This window comes from Methylobacterium sp. J-070, from assembly GCF_022829385.1.
Classification (GTDB): Bacteria; Pseudomonadota; Alphaproteobacteria; order Rhizobiales; family Beijerinckiaceae; genus Methylobacterium.
This window is the reverse complement of record NZ_JAKSXX010000130.1, coordinates 1-16,052: the sequence shown is the minus strand read 5'-3', so window position 1 is coordinate 16,052 and position 16,052 is coordinate 1. Positions and strand designations below refer to the sequence as shown.

The window sequence follows — 16,052 nt, the reverse complement described above, 5'->3', positions numbered from 1 at the left end:
TATTGATGTTTTGGCCCGATCATCGTCATCTTACACGGAGGCGATCTGTTTGATGAGGCATCTCGCCGGGCCGATCACTGATAGGCCTGCCGCAGGTCGATGGTGCAGTCCCGCCCGATCGACTCGTAGGTCTCGGCGAGCCAAGCCTGCGCGGCGGCGCGGCCCTTGTCGCGCAGGCGCTTGAACACGGTCCAGCGGGCGTCCAGCTTGGAGGCCGCGTTGTAATCCTCCAGCGCGTCGGTGCCGTCGATCCGGTGGACCAGGACCCGGCGGTATTCGCCCTGGCCGAGGGTGCCCTCCTCGATCAGCCCGTCGAGGAAGTCGATCGCCCGCAATTCCCGCATCAGGTTGGCGTTGAAGGTGATCTCGTTGAGCCGGTCGCGGATCTCGCTCTCCGTGCGCGGGGTCTCGCGCCGCTCCACGGGATTGATCTGCACGAGCACAATGTCTCGGGTCTGGGCGGCGCGGTGCAGCGGGTAGAGCGGCGGATTGCCGAGGTAGCCGCCGTCCCAGTAGGGCACGCCGTCGATCTCCACGGCCTGGAACACGGTGGGCAGGCAGGCCGAGGCCATCAGGTGGTCGACGGTCAGGCGCTCGCGCTCGAACACCGCGAGCTTGCCGGTCCAGACATTGGTGGCCGAGACGAACAGGCCCGCGGTGTCGGCCGCCCGCAGGCGGTCGAAATCGACCTGCTCGGCGAGCGCCTTGCGCAGCGGGTTGATGTTGAGCGGGTTCGACACGTAGGGGCTCGGCGAGATCATCTTGGCCCAGAACTCGGCGACCGGATTGCCCTTCCACAGGCTGAACAGGCCGCTGACCATGTTGCGCTGGGCCGGCCCGAGATCGCCGTCGAGGCTAACCTCCCGCCAGAACCGCTCCAGGCCCTCGCGGGCACCGTCCGGCCCGCCCTTGAGCCAGCCGTCGACCATCACGACGGCGTTCATCGCCCCGGCGCTCGCCCCCGTGACCGCCTCAAACCCGAGACGCCCATCCTCGATCAGCGCGTCGAGCACGCCCCAGGTGAAGGCGCCATGCGCGCCGCCGCCCTGGAGCGCCAGGGCCACCGGCTTGTCGGCGCGGGGGCCGGCCAGCAGGTGCCCCGCCGACCGCGCGGACCGCGCCTCGATCGCGTCCGAAACGGGCAGCTCGGGCACGGCCGTGGCGGGATTGTGCGGCGCGGCGCCGCCGGATTGCTCGTTCATGTCGGCCTCCTGACTCGGCCCGTAAAATGGGATGCTGCAATGCAGCATCAACCTGTTGCCAGGGTTGCGCGGCGCGGGGCTCCTCCGCGCGGAACCGAGCGAATCGGCAACAGACGCGGACGAATCCCCGGCCGTGCGGGCGGCGAACTCGACATCTGGACCGGGATACGACATGACAGCCGCGATGCTGCCTTGCGCGACGCTGTCCTGCGCGGCGCCGGCTTGACGCGGCGCCGGGTCGTCCGCAGCTAACCCGCGGCAGCCCCGAAGTTCCGGCGAGGCGTGTCCCCGGAACCGGCCCGGCAGCCGTCTCGGCTCCGGCACCCCGCGAGGCGCGCACGCGAAGGTCCACGATGGAAGTCATGGAAGCCACCCGTTCCGAGATCCCCGCCGCCGAGGCGCCGCTGGCCTATGGCGGCCCGGAGATCGCCGGCCCCGCCCCGCGCCACCGCACGGTCGGCGTCACGGTCGGCGAGGGCGAAGGCGCGGTCACGGTCGGCGGCGGCGCGCCGATCGTCGTCCAGTCGATGACCAACACCGACACGGCCGACATCGACGCCACGGTGGCCCAGGTCGCCCAGCTCGCCCGGGTCGGCTCGGAGCTGGTGCGCATCACCGTCGACCGGGACGAGGCCGCCGCCGCGGTGCCGAAGATCCGCGAGCGCCTCGACCGCATCGGCGTCCACGTGCCGCTGGTGGGCGACTTCCACTATATCGGCCACAAGCTGCTCGCCGACCATCCGGCCTGCGCCGAGGCGCTCGCCAAGTACCGGATCAACCCCGGCAACGTCGGCTTCAAGGACAAGAAGGACACCCAGTTCTCGTCGATCATCGAGCAGGCGATCAAGCACGGCAAGACCGTGCGAATCGGCGCCAACTGGGGCTCGCTCGACGGCGAGCTGCTCACCCACCTGATGGACGAGAACGCCAAGCTGCCGCGTCCGATCGATGCCCGCGCGGTGATGCGCGAGGCGATGGTGCGCTCGGCGATCGGCTCGGCCGACCGGGCGGTGGAACTCGGCCTGCCGCAGAACCGGATCATCCTGTCGGCCAAGGTCTCGGCGGTGCAGGACCTGATCGCCGTCTACCGCGAGGTCGCGCGCCGTTCGGACTACGCGATCCATCTCGGCCTCACCGAGGCCGGCATGGGCTCCAAGGGCCTGGTGGCCGCCTCGGCCGCCATCGGCGTGCTCCTGCAGGAGGGCATCGGCGACACGATCCGCTACTCGCTCACCCCCGAGCCGGGCGGCGACCGCAGCGTCGAGGTCAAGGCCAGCCAGGAACTCCTGCAGACGATGGGGTTCCGCACCTTCGTGCCGATGGTGGCGGCCTGCCCGGGCTGCGGCCGCACGACCTCGACCACCTTCCAGGAGCTGGCCCGCGACATCCAGAACTGGATCGTCACCTCCATGCCGGAGTGGAAGAAGACCTATCCGGGCGTCGAGGGGCTGAACGTCGCCGTGATGGGCTGCATCGTCAACGGCCCGGGCGAATCGAAGCACGCCGATATCGGCATCTCGCTGCCCGGCACCGGCGAGACGCCGACCGCGCCGGTCTTCATCGACGGCAAGAAGGCGATGACGCTCCGCGGCCCGACGCTGGCCAAGGATTTCGAGACGGTGGTGATCAATTACATCGAGCGCCGATTCGGCCAGCAGGGCGGCGGCACGCGCAGCGCGGCGGAGTGACGCCCGCGCATCCCCTCCCGCCTCTGCGGGGGGAGGATGCCCCCTGCTGACGCAGGGGTCGGGAGAGGGGCAGCGCGACGGTTCAGGATTTGAAACCCGTCGCGATCGGTCCCCTCCCCGTGACGGCGGCCGCAGACCCTACCGCACGGTCCGGACCTTCGATTCCGTCCGCCCCGCATCCCGCGTCGATCGACCTCGCCAAGCTGGGACCCAGCTCCGCGCCCTTCGCACTGCAACACGGTTCCCGCCCGCCCGTGCCCGTGATAGCAAGGCCGCACGATCCCGTGGGCGGTCGGCCCGGTGGCCGGCCCGCGCGGTTCGGCGGAGTCTTCGCGTTTTCTGCCCGGCCCCGACTGGCCCCTGAGCCGAACCGCAAAGCGCCGGCCACGCCCGAGCTTCCGACATCCGCATGAGCCACACCTTCGCACCCGGCGTAGCAACCCAGCCCGCGCCCGCAGAACCCGATGCCGCGCGCGATTCCGCGTCGGCGCCGGACGTGAGCGGTGGCCAGGGCCCCGCGCACGGGCCGGCCACCTCCGGCACCCTCGACGCGCCCGAGAAGGCCGAGACCCGGCACGGCCATGCCGGCTTCTGGACGCTGCTGGTGGGCTCCGTCGGCGTCGTCTACGGCGACATCGGCACGAGCCCGCTCTACGCCTTCCGCGAGGCGCTGGTCCCGGCCCGCACCGACGGCATCCTGCTGCCCGAGGAGGTGATCGGCACCGTCTCGCTGATCCTCTGGGCGCTGTTCCTGATCGTGACCGTGAAATACGTGTCGATCCTGCTGCGCATGGACAACAACGGCGAGGGCGGCATCCTCTCGCTGATGGCGCTGGCCCGGAAGGCACTCGGCGGCTCGCGCATCGTGTTCATGCTCGGCCTGCTCGGCGCCTCGCTGTTCTACGGCGACGCGGTGATCACCCCGGCGATCTCGGTGCTGTCGGCCGTGGAGGGGCTCAAGCTCGTCACCCCGGCGCTCGACGATTACGTGCTGCCGATCACGGTGGCGATCATCGTCGCGCTGTTCCTGGTGCAGAACCGCGGCACCGCCAAGGTGGCGGCCTTCTTCGGGCCGATGACCATCGTGTGGTTCGTCGCGATGGCGCTGGCGGCGCTGCCGCATATCGGCCTGCACCCGGAGGTGTTCCGCGCGGTCAACCCCTGGCACGCGGTCCATTACCTGCTGGGCCACGGCACCGGGGCGCTGGTGGCGCTCGGCGCGGTATTCCTGGCGGTGACCGGCGCCGAGGCGCTGTTCGCCGATCTCGGGCATTTCGGCCGCAAGCCGATCCAGGTGGCGTGGATCGGCCTCGTCTTCCCGGCGCTGGCGCTCAACTATCTCGGCCAGGCGGCCCTGGTGCTGGAGAAGCCCGACACCGCCGACCCGTTCTTCCAGCTCGTCCCGGCCTGGGGCCTGTTGCCGATGGTGGTGCTGGCCACGCTCGCCACCGTGGTGGCGAGCCAGGCGGTGATCACCGGGGCGTTCTCCCTGTCCCGGCAGGCGATCCAGCTCGGCCTGCTGCCGCGGCTGGAGATCCGCCACACCTCCGAATCGCATGCCGGCCAGATCTACCTGCCGCAGATCAACGGGCTCCTGATGATCGGCGTCGTCCTGCTGGCGGTGCTGTTCAAGACCTCGTCGTCGCTGGCCTCCGCCTACGGCATCGCGGTGACCGGCACGATGCTGCTCACCGCCTCGATGACCTTCCTGGTGATCTGGCGGATGTGGGGCTGGTCTCCGGTGGCCGCCGCCCTGGTGATGCTGCCGTTCATCGTGGTCGAGTTCCTGTTCCTGCTCTCCAACCTGATCAAGGTGGTGGAAGGCGGCTACGTGCCGCTGATCCTGGCGGGGGGCCTCGTCATCCTGATGTGGACCTGGGTGCGGGGGGTCACGATCCTGTTCAACAAGACCCGCAAGACCGACGTGCCCCTCGGCGAGCTCGTCGGCATGCTGGAGAAGAGCCCGCCCCACCACGTGCGCGGCACCGCGGTGTTCCTCACGAGCGACCCCGAGATCGCCCCGGCGGCGCTGCTGCACAACCTCAAGCACAACAAGGTGCTGCACGAGAAGAACGTGATCCTCACCGTCGAGACCGTGGACACCCCGCGCTCGAACGAGGCCGACAAGGTCCGGATCGAGCCGGTGGGGCCGCACTTCTTCCGGGTGGTGATGAAGTTCGGCTACATGGAGACGCCCAACATCCCCAAGACCCTGGTGCTGCTGCGCCGCCAGGGCTTCAAGTTCGACATCATGGCAACGTCGTTCTTCCTGTCCCGCCGCTCGATCCGGCCGGCGACCCATTCCGGCATGCCGCTCTGGCAGGACCGGATCTTCATCACGCTGGCCAAGAACGCCAACGACGCCACGGACTTCTTCCAGATCCCGACGGGGCGGGTGGTGGAGGTCGGGACGCAGGTGACGGTGTGACGGGGCGCGCTGGTGTAGATCTGCGTGAGCGTCTATCTACATCGTGCGTCGGGGGTGAATTCGCATGCCGATCAACGTCAACAATCCCGAAGCCGACGCGCTGACGCGCCGGTTCGCCGCCATGGCGGGCGTCGGCATCACCGAGGCGATCGTCATCGCCATGCGAGAGGCGATCGAGCGCCGGAACCAGAGGGAGACGCCGCAGGAGACTGCGGCCCGGTTGCGCGAGCGACATGGCATCCGGCTCAGCGAAGCCGTTCGGACGCCCCTCTCGCGGGACGTCTATGACGCGATGTGGGAAAGCCGTTGATGTTCGTGGATGCGTCCGCGATCGTCGCTCTGCTGGCGGATGAGCCGGAGGCTGACCGGATTTCTGCCGCGCTCGCTTCGGCAAGCCCGTGCATAACCTCGCCCGTCGCGGTTCTGGAAACGGTACTGGCCCTCGCGCGGCCCGACAAGTTCGGCGTGACGGTCGAGGCCGTCGGGCCGATCGTCCTCGAGTTCCTCGAAGCCCGAGGCATCGAGATCCGCGATCTCCCGCCCGCCGACGCGACGACGGCACTGGCCCTGTCGGCCGCGCATCGAGACCGGGCCGGCCGTCACGGCCTCAACCTCGGTGATTGTCTCCACTATGCGGCGGCGCGCTACTTCCAAGTGCCGATCCTCGCCACGGCCGACGAGTTTCGCAGAACGGATCTTCAAACCATTCCCTGACGGTTCGCCGACGCATCGATCCACCTTTGGCGCCTCACTGGTCGGGTGTTCGAGGTGGAAACGCGGGTGATGCCCCGTCCTCGCAGGCGCAGTCCAGCGGCGACGGCTTGATCGTCAGAGCCACGGCTCGACGGCCCGGCCTATCGACCGCCCACCCCGAACAAGGGATGCAGCCGAAGGATGCGCATGTGCGCCGTCGCACGCGGTATGTCGCCGGCGCGGGCCTTCGGCGGTCAGCCGTATCCCCATTGCGTTGCGCAAGTCTCCCGGGGTGGATTAGAATCCTTCCTATTCTGAACCCAGAGGCCTGTTCGTCGGGTTAGCCCGTACAGACCGACGCGTGGACCAGAGAATCGGTCGGCGCCCGGCTCGGCCCGCACCCGACTGAACGCCGCTCAGGCGCTGCCAGACAGGACGCATCGATGATCAAACTCACCGTGAACGGGGCTGCGCGCAGCTTCGACGGCGACCCCGACATGCCGCTGCTGTGGTACCTGCGCGACGAACTCGGGCTCACCGGCACCAAGTTCGGCTGCGGCGTCTCGCTCTGCGGGGCCTGCACGATCCATCTCGGCGGCGCGGCGACCCGCGCCTGCATCACCCCGGTCTCGGCGGCGGCCGATCAGGAGGTCGTGACCATCGAGGGGCTGTCGCCGGACGGCAACCACCCGGTGCAGGCGGCGTGGCGCGACCTGAACGTCGCCCAGTGCGGCTTCTGCCAGTGCGGCCAGATCATGCAGGCCGCAGCCCTCCTGAAGGACACGCCCAAGCCCTCCGACCAGGACATCGACGACACGATGAGCGGCAACATCTGCCGCTGCGGCACCTATCCGCGCATCCGCGCCGCGATCCACCAGGCCGCCGGCCAGACGGCCCCCGCCAGCAAGGGAGAGCGCCTGTGATCCACGACGCCAAGCTGAGCGCAGAGCTCGCGGCCGGCCCCAAGCCGACCCTCGACAACGTCAGCCGCCGCGGCATCCTCGGCGGCGCCGGCGCCCTCGTGCTGGCCCTCTCGCTGCGCCCGGCCCGGGCCGACGAGACCCAGACCGAGGAGCAGAAGCAGCAGAAATTCGGCGCCGACGGCATGCCGCATGGCTGGCGCGACGATCCGAAGGTGTTCGTCGCCATCGCGCCGGACGGCACCGTCACGGTGACCAACCACCGCTCCGACATGGGCCAGGGCATCCGCACCTCGGTGGCCTTCACGGTCGCCGACGAGCTGGAGGCCGACTGGTCGAAGGTGAAGGTGGTCCAGGCCTGGGGCGACGAGACCCGCTTCGGCAACCAGGATACGGACGGCTCGCGCTCGACCCGCCACTTCTTCCAGCATTTCCGCCACGCGGGCGCCGCCGCGCGGATGATGCTGATCCAGGCCGCCGCCAAGCAATGGGGCGTGCCGGCCTCCGAGGTGACGGCGGTCAACCACACGTTGACCCACGCCAGGTCGGGCCGCACCCTCGGCTACGGCGCGGTGGCCCAGGCCGCCGCCGAGCTGCCGGTGCCCGCCGACGTCAAGCTGAAGGACCCGAAGGACTTCCGCTACATCGGCACCGGCAAGGTCGGGCTGATCGACAATGTCGACATCACCACCGGCAAGGCCGTCTACGGCCTCGACACCAAGCTCGACGGGATGCTCTACGCGGTCGTCGCCCGCCCGGCGGTCTACGGCGGCAAGGTGAAGTCCTTCGACGACAGCGAGGCCAAGAAGGTCGCGGGCGTCGTGAATATCTTCAAGATCGACGGCGGCGAGATCCCCTCTGAGTTCATGCCGCTCGGCGGCGTCGCCGTGGTCGCCAAGAACACCTGGGCGGCCCTGAAGGCGCGCGACGCCCTCAAGATCACCTGGGACGACGGCCCGAACGCCGGCTACGACACCGACGTGTTCCGCAAGGAGCTGGAGGCCGCCGCCCGCAAGCCCGGCAAGGTCGTGCGGACCCAGGGCGACGTCGACGGTGCCATGGCCAAGGCCAAGACCAAGGTCCAGGCCGAGTACTTCGTGCCCCACCTCGCCCAGGCGCCGATGGAGCCTCCGGCCGCCGTGGCCCGGGTCAAGGACGGATTCTGCGAGGCCTGGGCCTGCGTGCAGGGTCCGCAGGCGGCCAACGACCGCCTGATGAAGGCGCTCAAGCTGCCCGACGACAAGGTCAAGGTGAACGTCACGCTGCTCGGCGGCGGCTTCGGCCGCAAGTCCAAGCCCGACTACGTGGTCGAGGCGGCGCTCTGCTCGCAGGCCGTCGGCGGCGCGCCGGTGAAGCTCGCCTGGACCCGCGAGGACGACATCCACCACGGCTTCTACCACACGATCTCGGTGGAGCATCTGGAGGCGGGCCTCGACGAGAAGGGCCTGCCGGTGGCGTGGCTGCACCGCTCGGTGGCGCCGACGATCGGCTCGATCTTCGCGCCCGATCCGAAGCACGAGCTGCCGTTCGAGCTCGGGATGGGGCTGGTCAACACGCCCCTCAACATCCCGAACATGCGCCTGGAGAATCCCGAGGCCGCCGCCCATGTCCGGGTCGGCTGGTTCCGTTCGGTGTCGAACATCCCGCACGCCTTCGCGATCCAGTCCTTCGTGTCGGAGCTGGCGCACGCCGCCGGCCGCGAGCCGAAGGAATACCTGCTGGAGCTGATCGGCCCCGACCGGAAGATCGACCCCACCGAGATCGGCGACGTCTGGAACTACGGCGAGGATCCGAAGCGCTACCCGATCGAGACCGGCCGCCTGCGCGGCGTGATCGAGGCGGCCGCCAAGGGCGCGGGCTGGGGCCGGGAGATGCCGAAGGGCCGCGGCCTCGGCATTGCCGGCCACTACAGCTTCGTCACCTACACGGCGGTGGCGGCCGAGGTTGAGGTCGACGACAAGGGTCAGGTGAAGGTGCACGCCATCGACATCGCGGTCGATTGCGGGCCGCAGGTCAACCCGGAGCGCATCCGCTCGCAGATGGAGGGCGCCGTGGTCATGGGGATGGGGCTCGCCCTCACCTCCGAGATCACCTTCAAGCAGGGCCGGGCGGTGCAGAACAACTTCGACGGCTACGAGATCATCCGGATCGACGCCGCCCCGAAGGTGATCCGCGTGCACCTCGTGCCGACCGGCAGCTTTGACGGGCCCCTCGGCGGCGTCGGCGAACCCGGCGTGCCGCCGGTGGCGCCGGCGATCGCCAACGCGATCTTCGCGGCCACGGGCCGGCGGGTCCGGCAATTGCCGATCCGCGATCAGCTGAGCGCCTGAACCGGCACCAGCCGCGACGCGTTGGGGCCGTGGGGAAACCCGCGGCCCCGTTTTTTGGAAAGTACCCGACCCGATGATGCGTCCCGCCCTGACCGCCTGCCTGACCCTGATCCTGACGGTCCCCGCCCTGGCCTCGCCCTGCGGCGACCGGATCGAGGGCGTCTCCAAGCGGGTCCAGTCCGAGCTGACGCAGTCGATCTCCGCGTCGACCAGCGGCCAGGGCAATGCCGCCAAGCGCGGCGGCGAGGGCATGACCGGCACGGAGGGCCAGAGGGCGAACGAGTCGCCGCAGGCGCCCCCGGAGAAGTCGGCCCAGGCCGGCCAGGGGGCGGATGCCGCCCAGCAGGCCAAGGTCGCCGTCGAGGAGGCCCGCACGGCCGATTCGAAGGGCGACGCCACGGGCTGCGAAGCCGCCCTGTCCCGCGCAGAGCAGCAGCTGAAGAAGGCGCCTTAAGGCGCCTCGCGGCCGGACCGAACCCGCCGGGACCTGCGGAGCGGCCCGGGCCGCTCCGCTCTGTTGCCTCAGGCCGCGGCAGCCGCCAGGGCGTGGCGATGGCCGTTCAGGCCGGCGCAGAGATCGTCGATCTCCGTGAGGTCCAGGGCCTCGCCGGTGTGGCCGGCGATCGTGTCGATCAGGTGGTCCTGGCGCGGGTCGTAGGGATGTCCCTGCATCCGGTAGAACTGGTAGTAGCGCAACGCCGCCAAGACAGTATCGCGCTCGCGGTCGGTTACGGTGAAGTGCTGCATGGGTGGTTGCTTCCCCTGTGGCTTCAACGAACGCCCGGGCGGGCCGCGACGCCGAACCCGAGCTTGGCCGTTGTAACCGGTGGGCAACTGCCCGACCAGTTCTTGACAGCTCGCGCGGACGTGATTCGCTGCAATTGAGATTCCGGTCCTGCTGCAGGATGGCCGGGCGCGAGCCGGAAAACCGAGCGCCGCCAGATCCTTGCCGCCCTTTTGTCCGGGCCCTCCCGCGGGGCCGCTACAACCCGAGATCCGCGAGGTAGCGCGGCAGCGCCGCGCTCGCGGGGCCGTAGCGGGCGTCATCGAAGGCGTCGGCGTTGTCCGACGGCTCCAGGTTGATCTCGCAGGTCGGGATGCCGCGGCGTCGGGCCTGCCGCACGTAGCCGGCTGCCGGGTAGACCGCCCCCGACGTGCCCACGGCCACGAACAGGTCGGCCTCCGCCAGAGCCGCCTCGATCGCGTCGCGGTGCATCGGCATCTCGCCGAACCAGACCACGTCCGGCCGCATCCGGCCGGCTGCCCCACAGGCCGGGCAGGACGACGCCCGGTTCAGGTCGTTCCGCCACGGCGTGACCGCATCGCAGGCTGTGCAGCGCGCCTTGAGCAGTTCGCCGTGCATGTGGACGACGGCCCGCGACCCGGCCCGCTCGTGCAGGTCGTCGACGTTCTGCGTGCACAGGAAGAGCCGGCCGCCCCGGTCGGCGAGCCGGGCCTCAGCCCGGGCCAGCGCGACGTGCGCGGCGTTGGGCGCGGCCGCCACCACGCCCCGGCGGCGGTGATCGTAGAAGTCGAGCACCTCGTCGGGATCGGCCGCGTAGGCCTCCGGGGTGGCGAGCTTCATCGGATCGAACCGGGCCCAGATCCCGCCGCGGTCCCGGAACGTGCCGAGCCCGCTCTCGGCCGAGACACCGGCCCCGGTCAGCACGAAGAGTCTTTCGGGATCGCCCATGCCGTAATCTCGCGCTGCCGTTCGAATGGCCGAAGATGTCCGCTGGTTGGCGGCGCGATTTCTTTCGCGCATTTCTTACGGAAGCGATCCTGCCGTTCGCTTCACCGAGCGGGAGACACGAAATGTCCGACGTTGCGCTGCTGGTCATCGATGTCCAGGATTCCTTCCGGCACCGTCCGTTCTGGAGCGAGGCCGACGTCCCGCTCTTCACCGAGCGCCTGCAGGCCCTCATCGACGGCGCCACGGCGCGCGGGATTCCGGTCCTGCAGGTGTTCGGTCAACCGCGCCCGGATCGCGCTCGCCCGGGACCTCGTCACCCGGACCGATCTCGGCCTGGAGCAGGTCGCCGCGCGCGCGGGCTTCGGCTCGGCCCGGCACATGCGGCGGGTGTGGGGGCGGTTCCACACGACGGCTCCGTCGAGCCTCCGGACCAAAATCACGGATCCGGAAGGTCCGGGACCTTGTGCGGGGGCAGGGCAAAGCCCGGCAACTCTTTAGGGCCACGGTCCGAATTCCCGCCCCCGGACCTTGCCAAAGGGCTGGAGCCCTTTGGACCCCCCTGACGGCCCTGGACCCCGCCGGGCGGCTGTGCCCTGCTCGCGCCGTCCGAATCGGCGCGGACGATGCATCGGCCCGTCCCGACAGGCGCCCGCGGGCGCGCAGGAGTGAGCGGCATGCCCGAATTCGATCTCGCCATCCGCGGCGGCACGGTCATCACCGCGAGCGACACGGTGCGGGCGGATGTCGGCGTCCGCGGCGGGCGGATCGTGGCGGTGGCCGAGGGCATCGCGGATGCAGCCCGGGTGATCGACGCCTCCGGGCTGCTGGTCCTGCCCGGCGGCATCGACAGCCACGTCCACATCGCCCAAGATCCCGGCCCCGGCATCGTCATGGCGGACGATTTCGCCAGCGCCACCCGGGCGGCGGCGGCCGGCGGCAACACCTGCGTGATGCCCTTCGCGGTCCAGCCCCGGGGCAGCTCCCTGCGGAGCGCCGTCGACGCCTACCGGGCCAAGGCCGAGGGCCAGTGCCACGTGGACGTGGCGATCCACATGATCATCTCGGACCCGAGCGAGGCGGTGCTCGGCCAGGAGCTGCCGGCCCTGGTCGCCGACGGCTACACCTCGTTCAAGGTCTTCATGACCTACGACAACTTGGTGCTGAACGACCGTCAGCTCCTCGACGTGTTCCACGTCGCCCGGCGCGAGGGCGCCCGGGTGATGGTCCACGCCGAGGGCTACGACGCGATCCGCTATCTCAGCGACCGGCTGGAGCGGGCCGGCGAGACCAAGCCCTACGGTCACGCCCTGTCGCGCCCCGAGGTGGTCGAGCGCGAGGCGGCCCACCGGGCGATCAGTCACGCCGAGCTGATCGACCTGCCCATCGTCATCGTTCACGTCTCGGGCCGCGAGGCCACCGAGCAGATCGCCTGGGCGCAGGCGCGCGGCCTGAAGATCCGGGCAGAGACCTGCCCGCAATACCTCACCCTCACGGCCGAGCACATGAAGGGGCTCGGGCTGGAGGATCCGATGGCCGGGGCGAAGTACGTCTGCTCGCCGCCGCCCCGGGACGTCGAGAGCCAGGAGGCGGTCTGGTCCGGCATCCGGCGGGGGATCTTCGACGTGGTGTCCTCCGACCACTCGCCGTTCCGCTACGACGACCCGCAGGGCAAGCTGAACCCGCGGGGGAAGACCTCGTTCCGCTGGATCCCGAACGGCATCCCGGGGATCGAGACCCGGCTGCCGGTGTTCTTCTCCGAGGGCGTCTCGAAGGGGCGGATCAGCCTCAACCAGTTCGCCGCGCTCACCGCCACGAACCACGCCAGGATGTACGGGCTGTACCCGCGCAAAGGCTCGATCGCCCCGGGTTTCGACGCCGACCTGACCCTGTGGGACCCCAACAGGCGCGAGACGATCCGCCAGGAGATCCTCCATCACGGCTCCGACTACACCCCCTGGGAGGGGTTCGACGTCACGGGCTGGCCGGTGATGACCATCGCGGGCGGCCAGGTGATCGCCGAGGACGGGAAGGTCCTGTCCGAGCCGGGACGCGGCCGGGTGCTCGACCGGGCGGTCGATCCGGCCGAGCGGCGGCAGGCCTAGCCTTGGCCCGCCACTTGCCTCACCGGAAATGAGCTTCACGGATTGGCAGTCCGGGCCTCCCACGCGCCCTCCCTCCCCCCTCTGCGGGGGAGGGTGGCCCCTGCGTCAGCAGGGGTCGGGAGAGGGGACCCGGCTTCAGGAAGGGGCGCCAGCTTCATGAAGGCCAGTTTTCCATCCTGCACCGTCGCACCCCTCTCCCGACCCCCTTCGGGGGCCACCCTCCCCCGCAGAGGGGGGAGGGAGACGCGCGGAAACGCTCATCGCCTCTCCGAAAGAAGACGTGTGAGCGTCGCGGCGCATGGGAAAGGCGGCGCGTCCCGGTCTCCGGACATGACGAGGCCTCGAAGGGGCATCGCGCTCAGTCCGAATCGAGAGAGCACCGCATGGATGTCGAGCTGATCGGCCTGACCAAGCGCTACGGCGCGGCCATTGCGGTCGATGCCATCGACCTGAAGGTGCCCTCGGGCGCCTATTGCTGCCTGCTCGGCCCCTCCGGCTGCGGCAAGACCACGACGCTGCGGATGATCGGCGGCCACGAGCGCGCCACCGCGGGCGACGTGGTGATCGGCCCGAGGGCGGTGGGCGACGCCGCGCCGGCCGCGCGCGGCACCGCGATGATGTTCCAGAGCTACGCCCTGTTCCCGCATCTCGACGCGCGCGACAACGTCGCCTTCAGCCTCAGGATGCGCGGCGTCGGCAAGGCCGAGCGCCGGGCCAAGGCGATGGCGATGCTCGACCTCGTGCAGATGGGTCACCTCGCCGGGCGCCTGCCGGCCCAGCTCTCGGGCGGCCAGCAGCAGCGCGTGGCCCTGGCGCGCGCCCTCGTCACCGGCCCGAAGGTGCTGCTGCTCGACGAGCCGCTCTCGGCCCTCGACCCGTTCCTGCGGGTGCGGATGCGGGTGGAGCTGAAGCGGATCCAAACCGAACTCGGGCTGACCTTCATCCACGTCACCCACAGCCAGGAGGAGGCGATGGCGCTCTCCGACCTCGTCGTGGTGATGAATGCCGGCCGGATCGAGCAGGCCGCCGACCCGCGCACGGTGTTCGAGCGGCCGGCCACCGCCTTCGTGGCCCAGTTCATCGGCGGCCACAACGTCATCCGCTTGGCCCAGGGGCTCATCGCCGTGCGGGCGGACCGGATGCGGCTCGGCGAAGAGGCCGGCCCGGAGGCGAGGCCGGCCCGGGTGGTCGCCGTCGAGTACCAGGGCACCAGCGTCCATGTCGGCCTCGATGCCGACGGGCTGGAGCGCGCGCCCGACAGCCCGGCCGCGCTGACCGCCGTGCTCAGCGACGCCGCCTTCGCCGCCCGGCCGCTGCGCCCGGGCGACACGGTTCCGGTCGGCTGGGACGCCGCCGCCGCCCACCGCCTCGACGCGTAAGGACACGGAGACGATCATGGACCTGTTCTCGAAGCCGAGCCGGCGCACGCTGCTGAAGGGTGCCGCGGCCCTCGCGACCACGCCGGTGACCGGCTTCCCGGCGGTGCACGCGGCTGAGCCCGTGACGCTCCGCTACCTCGGCACGGCGGTGAACCAGTCCGCCGACATCGCCCGGAAGGTGAAGGAGGATCTGGGCCTCGTCATCGAGTACATCCCGGTGGTGACCGACGAGGTGACCAAGCGCGTCGTCACCCAGCCGAACTCCTTCGACCTCGTCGACACCGAGTATTTCAGCCTCAAGAAGATCCTGCCCTCGGGCAACCTGCAGGGCATGGACGCCAAGCGGATCACCCTCGCCGACAAGATCTCCTCCGTGTTCACCAAGGGCCAGGTCGCCGGCAGGACGATCGGCGATCAGGGCACGGCGCCCAAGAAGGTGTTCTACCTCGAAGCCCAGGACTCCAAAAAGTTTGCCGGCGAACCGACCGGCTGGATCTCGCTGATCCCCACCGTCTACAACGCCGACACGCTGGGGATCCGGCCGGACCTCGTGAAGGTGCCGGTGACGAGCTGGAAGGAGCTCCTGAACCCGGCCTTCAAGGGCCGCGCCGCGATCCTCAACATCCCGTCCATCGGCATCATGGATGCCGCCATGGTGGTGGAGGCCACCGGCGACTACACCTACGGCGACAAGGGCAACATGACGAAGCCCGAGATCGACCGCACCATCAAGCTGCTGATCGAGGCCAAGCGCGCCGGCCAGTTCCGGGCCTTCTGGCAGGACTTCAACGAATCCGTGAACCTGATGGCGTCCGGCGAGACGGTGATCCAGTCGATGTGGTCGCCCGCCGTCACCAAGGTGCGCGCGCAGGGGGTGCCCTGCACCTACCAGCCCCTGAAGGAGGGCTACCGGGCCTGGGCCTCGGGCTTCGGCATCCCCAAGACCCTGAGCGGGAAGAAGCTCGACGCCGCCTACGACTTCATCAACTGGTTCCTGTCCGGCTGGGCCGGGGCCTACCTCAACCGCCAGGGCTACTACTCCGCGGTGCTGGAGACCGCGCAGGCGAACATGCAGCCCTACGAGTGGGCCTTCTGGATGGAGGGCAAGCCCGCCGAGAAGGACATCCTGGGCCCCGACGGCACCCTGATCGAGAAGGCGGGCGCCACCCGGGACGGCGGCTCCTTCGACCAGCGCATGGGGTCGGTCGCCTGCTGGAACGCCGTGATGGACGAGAACACCTACATGGTGCGCAAGTGGAACGAGTTCATCGCGGCGTGAGCGGGATGCGCGCCGCTCCGACCGATCTCGGGCAAGCCCGAGATCGGTCTCCCTCCCCCCTCTGCGGGGGAGGGTGGCCCCTGCGTCGGCAGGGGTCGGGAGAGGGGCAGCGCGACGGTGGTGCATGTGTCGCCCGGCGCAGCCTTTCCGGAAGCGGCGCTCCCCTCTCCCGACCCGCTTCGCGGGCCACCCTCCCTCGCAGAGGGGGGAGGCAGACCGCGGCACCGTCGAGGGCGATCCGGTGAACGACCTCGCCCTCCCCCGGCCCGCCGAGACCGTCGCATCGCCGGTCGCGGCCGCTCCCCCACGCCGCCGCAGCCTCGCCTACCTCCAGGCCG

13 protein-coding genes and 1 pseudogene are annotated in these 16,052 nt (G+C 70.1%); 11 read left to right on the top strand and 3 right to left on the bottom strand.

The features are described from left to right. Positions 1-74 precede the first annotated feature (74 nt). Positions 75-1,202 (bottom strand): patatin-like phospholipase family protein, encoded by a 1,128-nt coding sequence (locus MKL01_RS12785; RefSeq protein ID WP_243905598.1) that lies wholly within the window; start codon positions 1,200-1,202, stop codon positions 75-77. A 353-nt stretch (positions 1,203-1,555) separates the two neighbouring features. On the opposite strand from MKL01_RS12785, the gene ispG reads away from it, so the two are divergent. The 7 genes from ispG (at position 1,556) to MKL01_RS12750 (ending at position 9,715) form a co-directional block, all read left to right on the top strand. Further along, positions 1,556-2,890, top strand: coding sequence for a flavodoxin-dependent (E)-4-hydroxy-3-methylbut-2-enyl-diphosphate synthase (ispG, locus tag MKL01_RS12780; protein ID WP_409566247.1), 1,335 nt, complete (start codon positions 1,556-1,558; stop codon positions 2,888-2,890). 409 nt (positions 2,891-3,299) lie between these two features. Further along, the gene (locus tag MKL01_RS12775) at positions 3,300-5,318 is read left to right on the top strand and encodes a potassium transporter Kup (RefSeq protein WP_243905596.1); all 2,019 of its coding nucleotides are present in this window, start codon (positions 3,300-3,302) and stop codon (positions 5,316-5,318) included. 64 nt (positions 5,319-5,382) lie between these two features. Further along, positions 5,383-5,628, top strand: coding sequence for a type II toxin-antitoxin system VapB family antitoxin (locus MKL01_RS12770; RefSeq protein WP_243905595.1), 246 nt, complete (start codon positions 5,383-5,385; stop codon positions 5,626-5,628). Next, a complete protein-coding gene (locus tag MKL01_RS12765) occupies positions 5,628-6,032 on the top strand; it encodes a type II toxin-antitoxin system VapC family toxin (protein WP_243905594.1) in 405 nt (134 codons plus the stop codon). The genes MKL01_RS12770 and MKL01_RS12765 overlap by 1 nt, the downstream gene beginning before the upstream one ends. A 422-nt stretch (positions 6,033-6,454) precedes the next feature. Continuing rightward, a complete protein-coding gene (locus MKL01_RS12760; protein WP_243905593.1) occupies positions 6,455-6,934 on the top strand; it encodes a (2Fe-2S)-binding protein in 480 nt (159 codons plus the stop codon). Then, positions 6,931-9,261, top strand: a complete 2,331-nt coding sequence (locus tag MKL01_RS12755) for a xanthine dehydrogenase family protein molybdopterin-binding subunit (RefSeq protein ID WP_243905592.1) — start codon at positions 6,931-6,933, stop codon at positions 9,259-9,261. Before MKL01_RS12760 ends, MKL01_RS12755 begins: the two co-directional genes overlap by 4 nt. A gap of 73 nt (positions 9,262-9,334) precedes the next feature. Then, positions 9,335-9,715 (top strand): hypothetical protein, encoded by a 381-nt coding sequence (locus tag MKL01_RS12750; RefSeq protein ID WP_243905591.1) that lies wholly within the window; start codon positions 9,335-9,337, stop codon positions 9,713-9,715. A gap of 68 nt (positions 9,716-9,783) precedes the next feature. Here the strand turns inward: MKL01_RS12750 and MKL01_RS12745 are convergent, their stop codons facing one another. Together MKL01_RS12745 and MKL01_RS12740 are read right to left on the bottom strand one after the other, a co-directional pair. Beyond that, positions 9,784-10,008: a hypothetical protein gene (locus MKL01_RS12745; protein WP_243905590.1), complete on the bottom strand. Its 225-nt coding sequence runs from the start codon at positions 10,006-10,008 to the stop codon at positions 9,784-9,786. Positions 10,009-10,243: 235 nt separating this feature from the next. Next, positions 10,244-10,954, bottom strand: a complete 711-nt coding sequence (locus MKL01_RS12740) for a Sir2 family NAD-dependent protein deacetylase (RefSeq protein ID WP_243905589.1) — start codon at positions 10,952-10,954, stop codon at positions 10,244-10,246. Between the two features lie 122 nt (positions 10,955-11,076). On the opposite strand from MKL01_RS12740, the pseudogene MKL01_RS12735 reads away from it, so the two are divergent. The 4 genes and pseudogenes from MKL01_RS12735 to MKL01_RS12720 form a co-directional block, all read left to right on the top strand. Continuing rightward, positions 11,077-11,229: pseudogene (locus MKL01_RS12735) on the top strand (cysteine hydrolase); the annotation flags it as partial. A gap of 399 nt (positions 11,230-11,628) precedes the next feature. Beyond that, on the top strand, positions 11,629-13,056 hold the full coding sequence (hydA, locus tag MKL01_RS12730) for a dihydropyrimidinase (protein ID WP_243905588.1): 1,428 nt from the start codon (positions 11,629-11,631) through the stop codon (positions 13,054-13,056). A gap of 383 nt (positions 13,057-13,439) precedes the next feature. Next, complete coding sequence (locus tag MKL01_RS12725) at positions 13,440-14,435, top strand: ABC transporter ATP-binding protein (protein ID WP_243905587.1); 996 nt, start codon at positions 13,440-13,442, stop codon at positions 14,433-14,435. A gap of 16 nt (positions 14,436-14,451) precedes the next feature. After that, positions 14,452-15,714, top strand: a complete 1,263-nt coding sequence (locus MKL01_RS12720; protein WP_243905586.1) for a PotD/PotF family extracellular solute-binding protein — start codon at positions 14,452-14,454, stop codon at positions 15,712-15,714. The last annotated feature ends 338 nt before the right edge of the window (positions 15,715-16,052 follow it).

Coding starts and splice junctions, on each gene's coding strand:
- MKL01_RS12785 (WP_243905598.1), bottom strand. CDS start 1,202: ATGAACGAGCAATCCGGCGGCGCCGCGCCGCACAATCCCGCCACGGCC.
- ispG (WP_409566247.1), top strand. CDS start 1,556: ATGGAAGTCATGGAAGCCACCCGTTCCGAGATCCCCGCCGCCGAGGCG.
- MKL01_RS12775 (WP_243905596.1), top strand. CDS start 3,300: ATGAGCCACACCTTCGCACCCGGCGTAGCAACCCAGCCCGCGCCCGCA.
- MKL01_RS12770 (WP_243905595.1), top strand. CDS start 5,383: ATGCCGATCAACGTCAACAATCCCGAAGCCGACGCGCTGACGCGCCGG.
- MKL01_RS12765 (WP_243905594.1), top strand. CDS start 5,628: ATGTTCGTGGATGCGTCCGCGATCGTCGCTCTGCTGGCGGATGAGCCG.
- MKL01_RS12760 (WP_243905593.1), top strand. CDS start 6,455: ATGATCAAACTCACCGTGAACGGGGCTGCGCGCAGCTTCGACGGCGAC.
- MKL01_RS12750 (WP_243905591.1), top strand. CDS start 9,335: ATGATGCGTCCCGCCCTGACCGCCTGCCTGACCCTGATCCTGACGGTC.
- MKL01_RS12745 (WP_243905590.1), bottom strand. CDS start 10,008: ATGCAGCACTTCACCGTAACCGACCGCGAGCGCGATACTGTCTTGGCG.
- MKL01_RS12740 (WP_243905589.1), bottom strand. CDS start 10,954: ATGGGCGATCCCGAAAGACTCTTCGTGCTGACCGGGGCCGGTGTCTCG.
- hydA (WP_243905588.1), top strand. CDS start 11,629: ATGCCCGAATTCGATCTCGCCATCCGCGGCGGCACGGTCATCACCGCG.
- MKL01_RS12725 (WP_243905587.1), top strand. CDS start 13,440: ATGGATGTCGAGCTGATCGGCCTGACCAAGCGCTACGGCGCGGCCATT.
- MKL01_RS12720 (WP_243905586.1), top strand. CDS start 14,452: ATGGACCTGTTCTCGAAGCCGAGCCGGCGCACGCTGCTGAAGGGTGCC.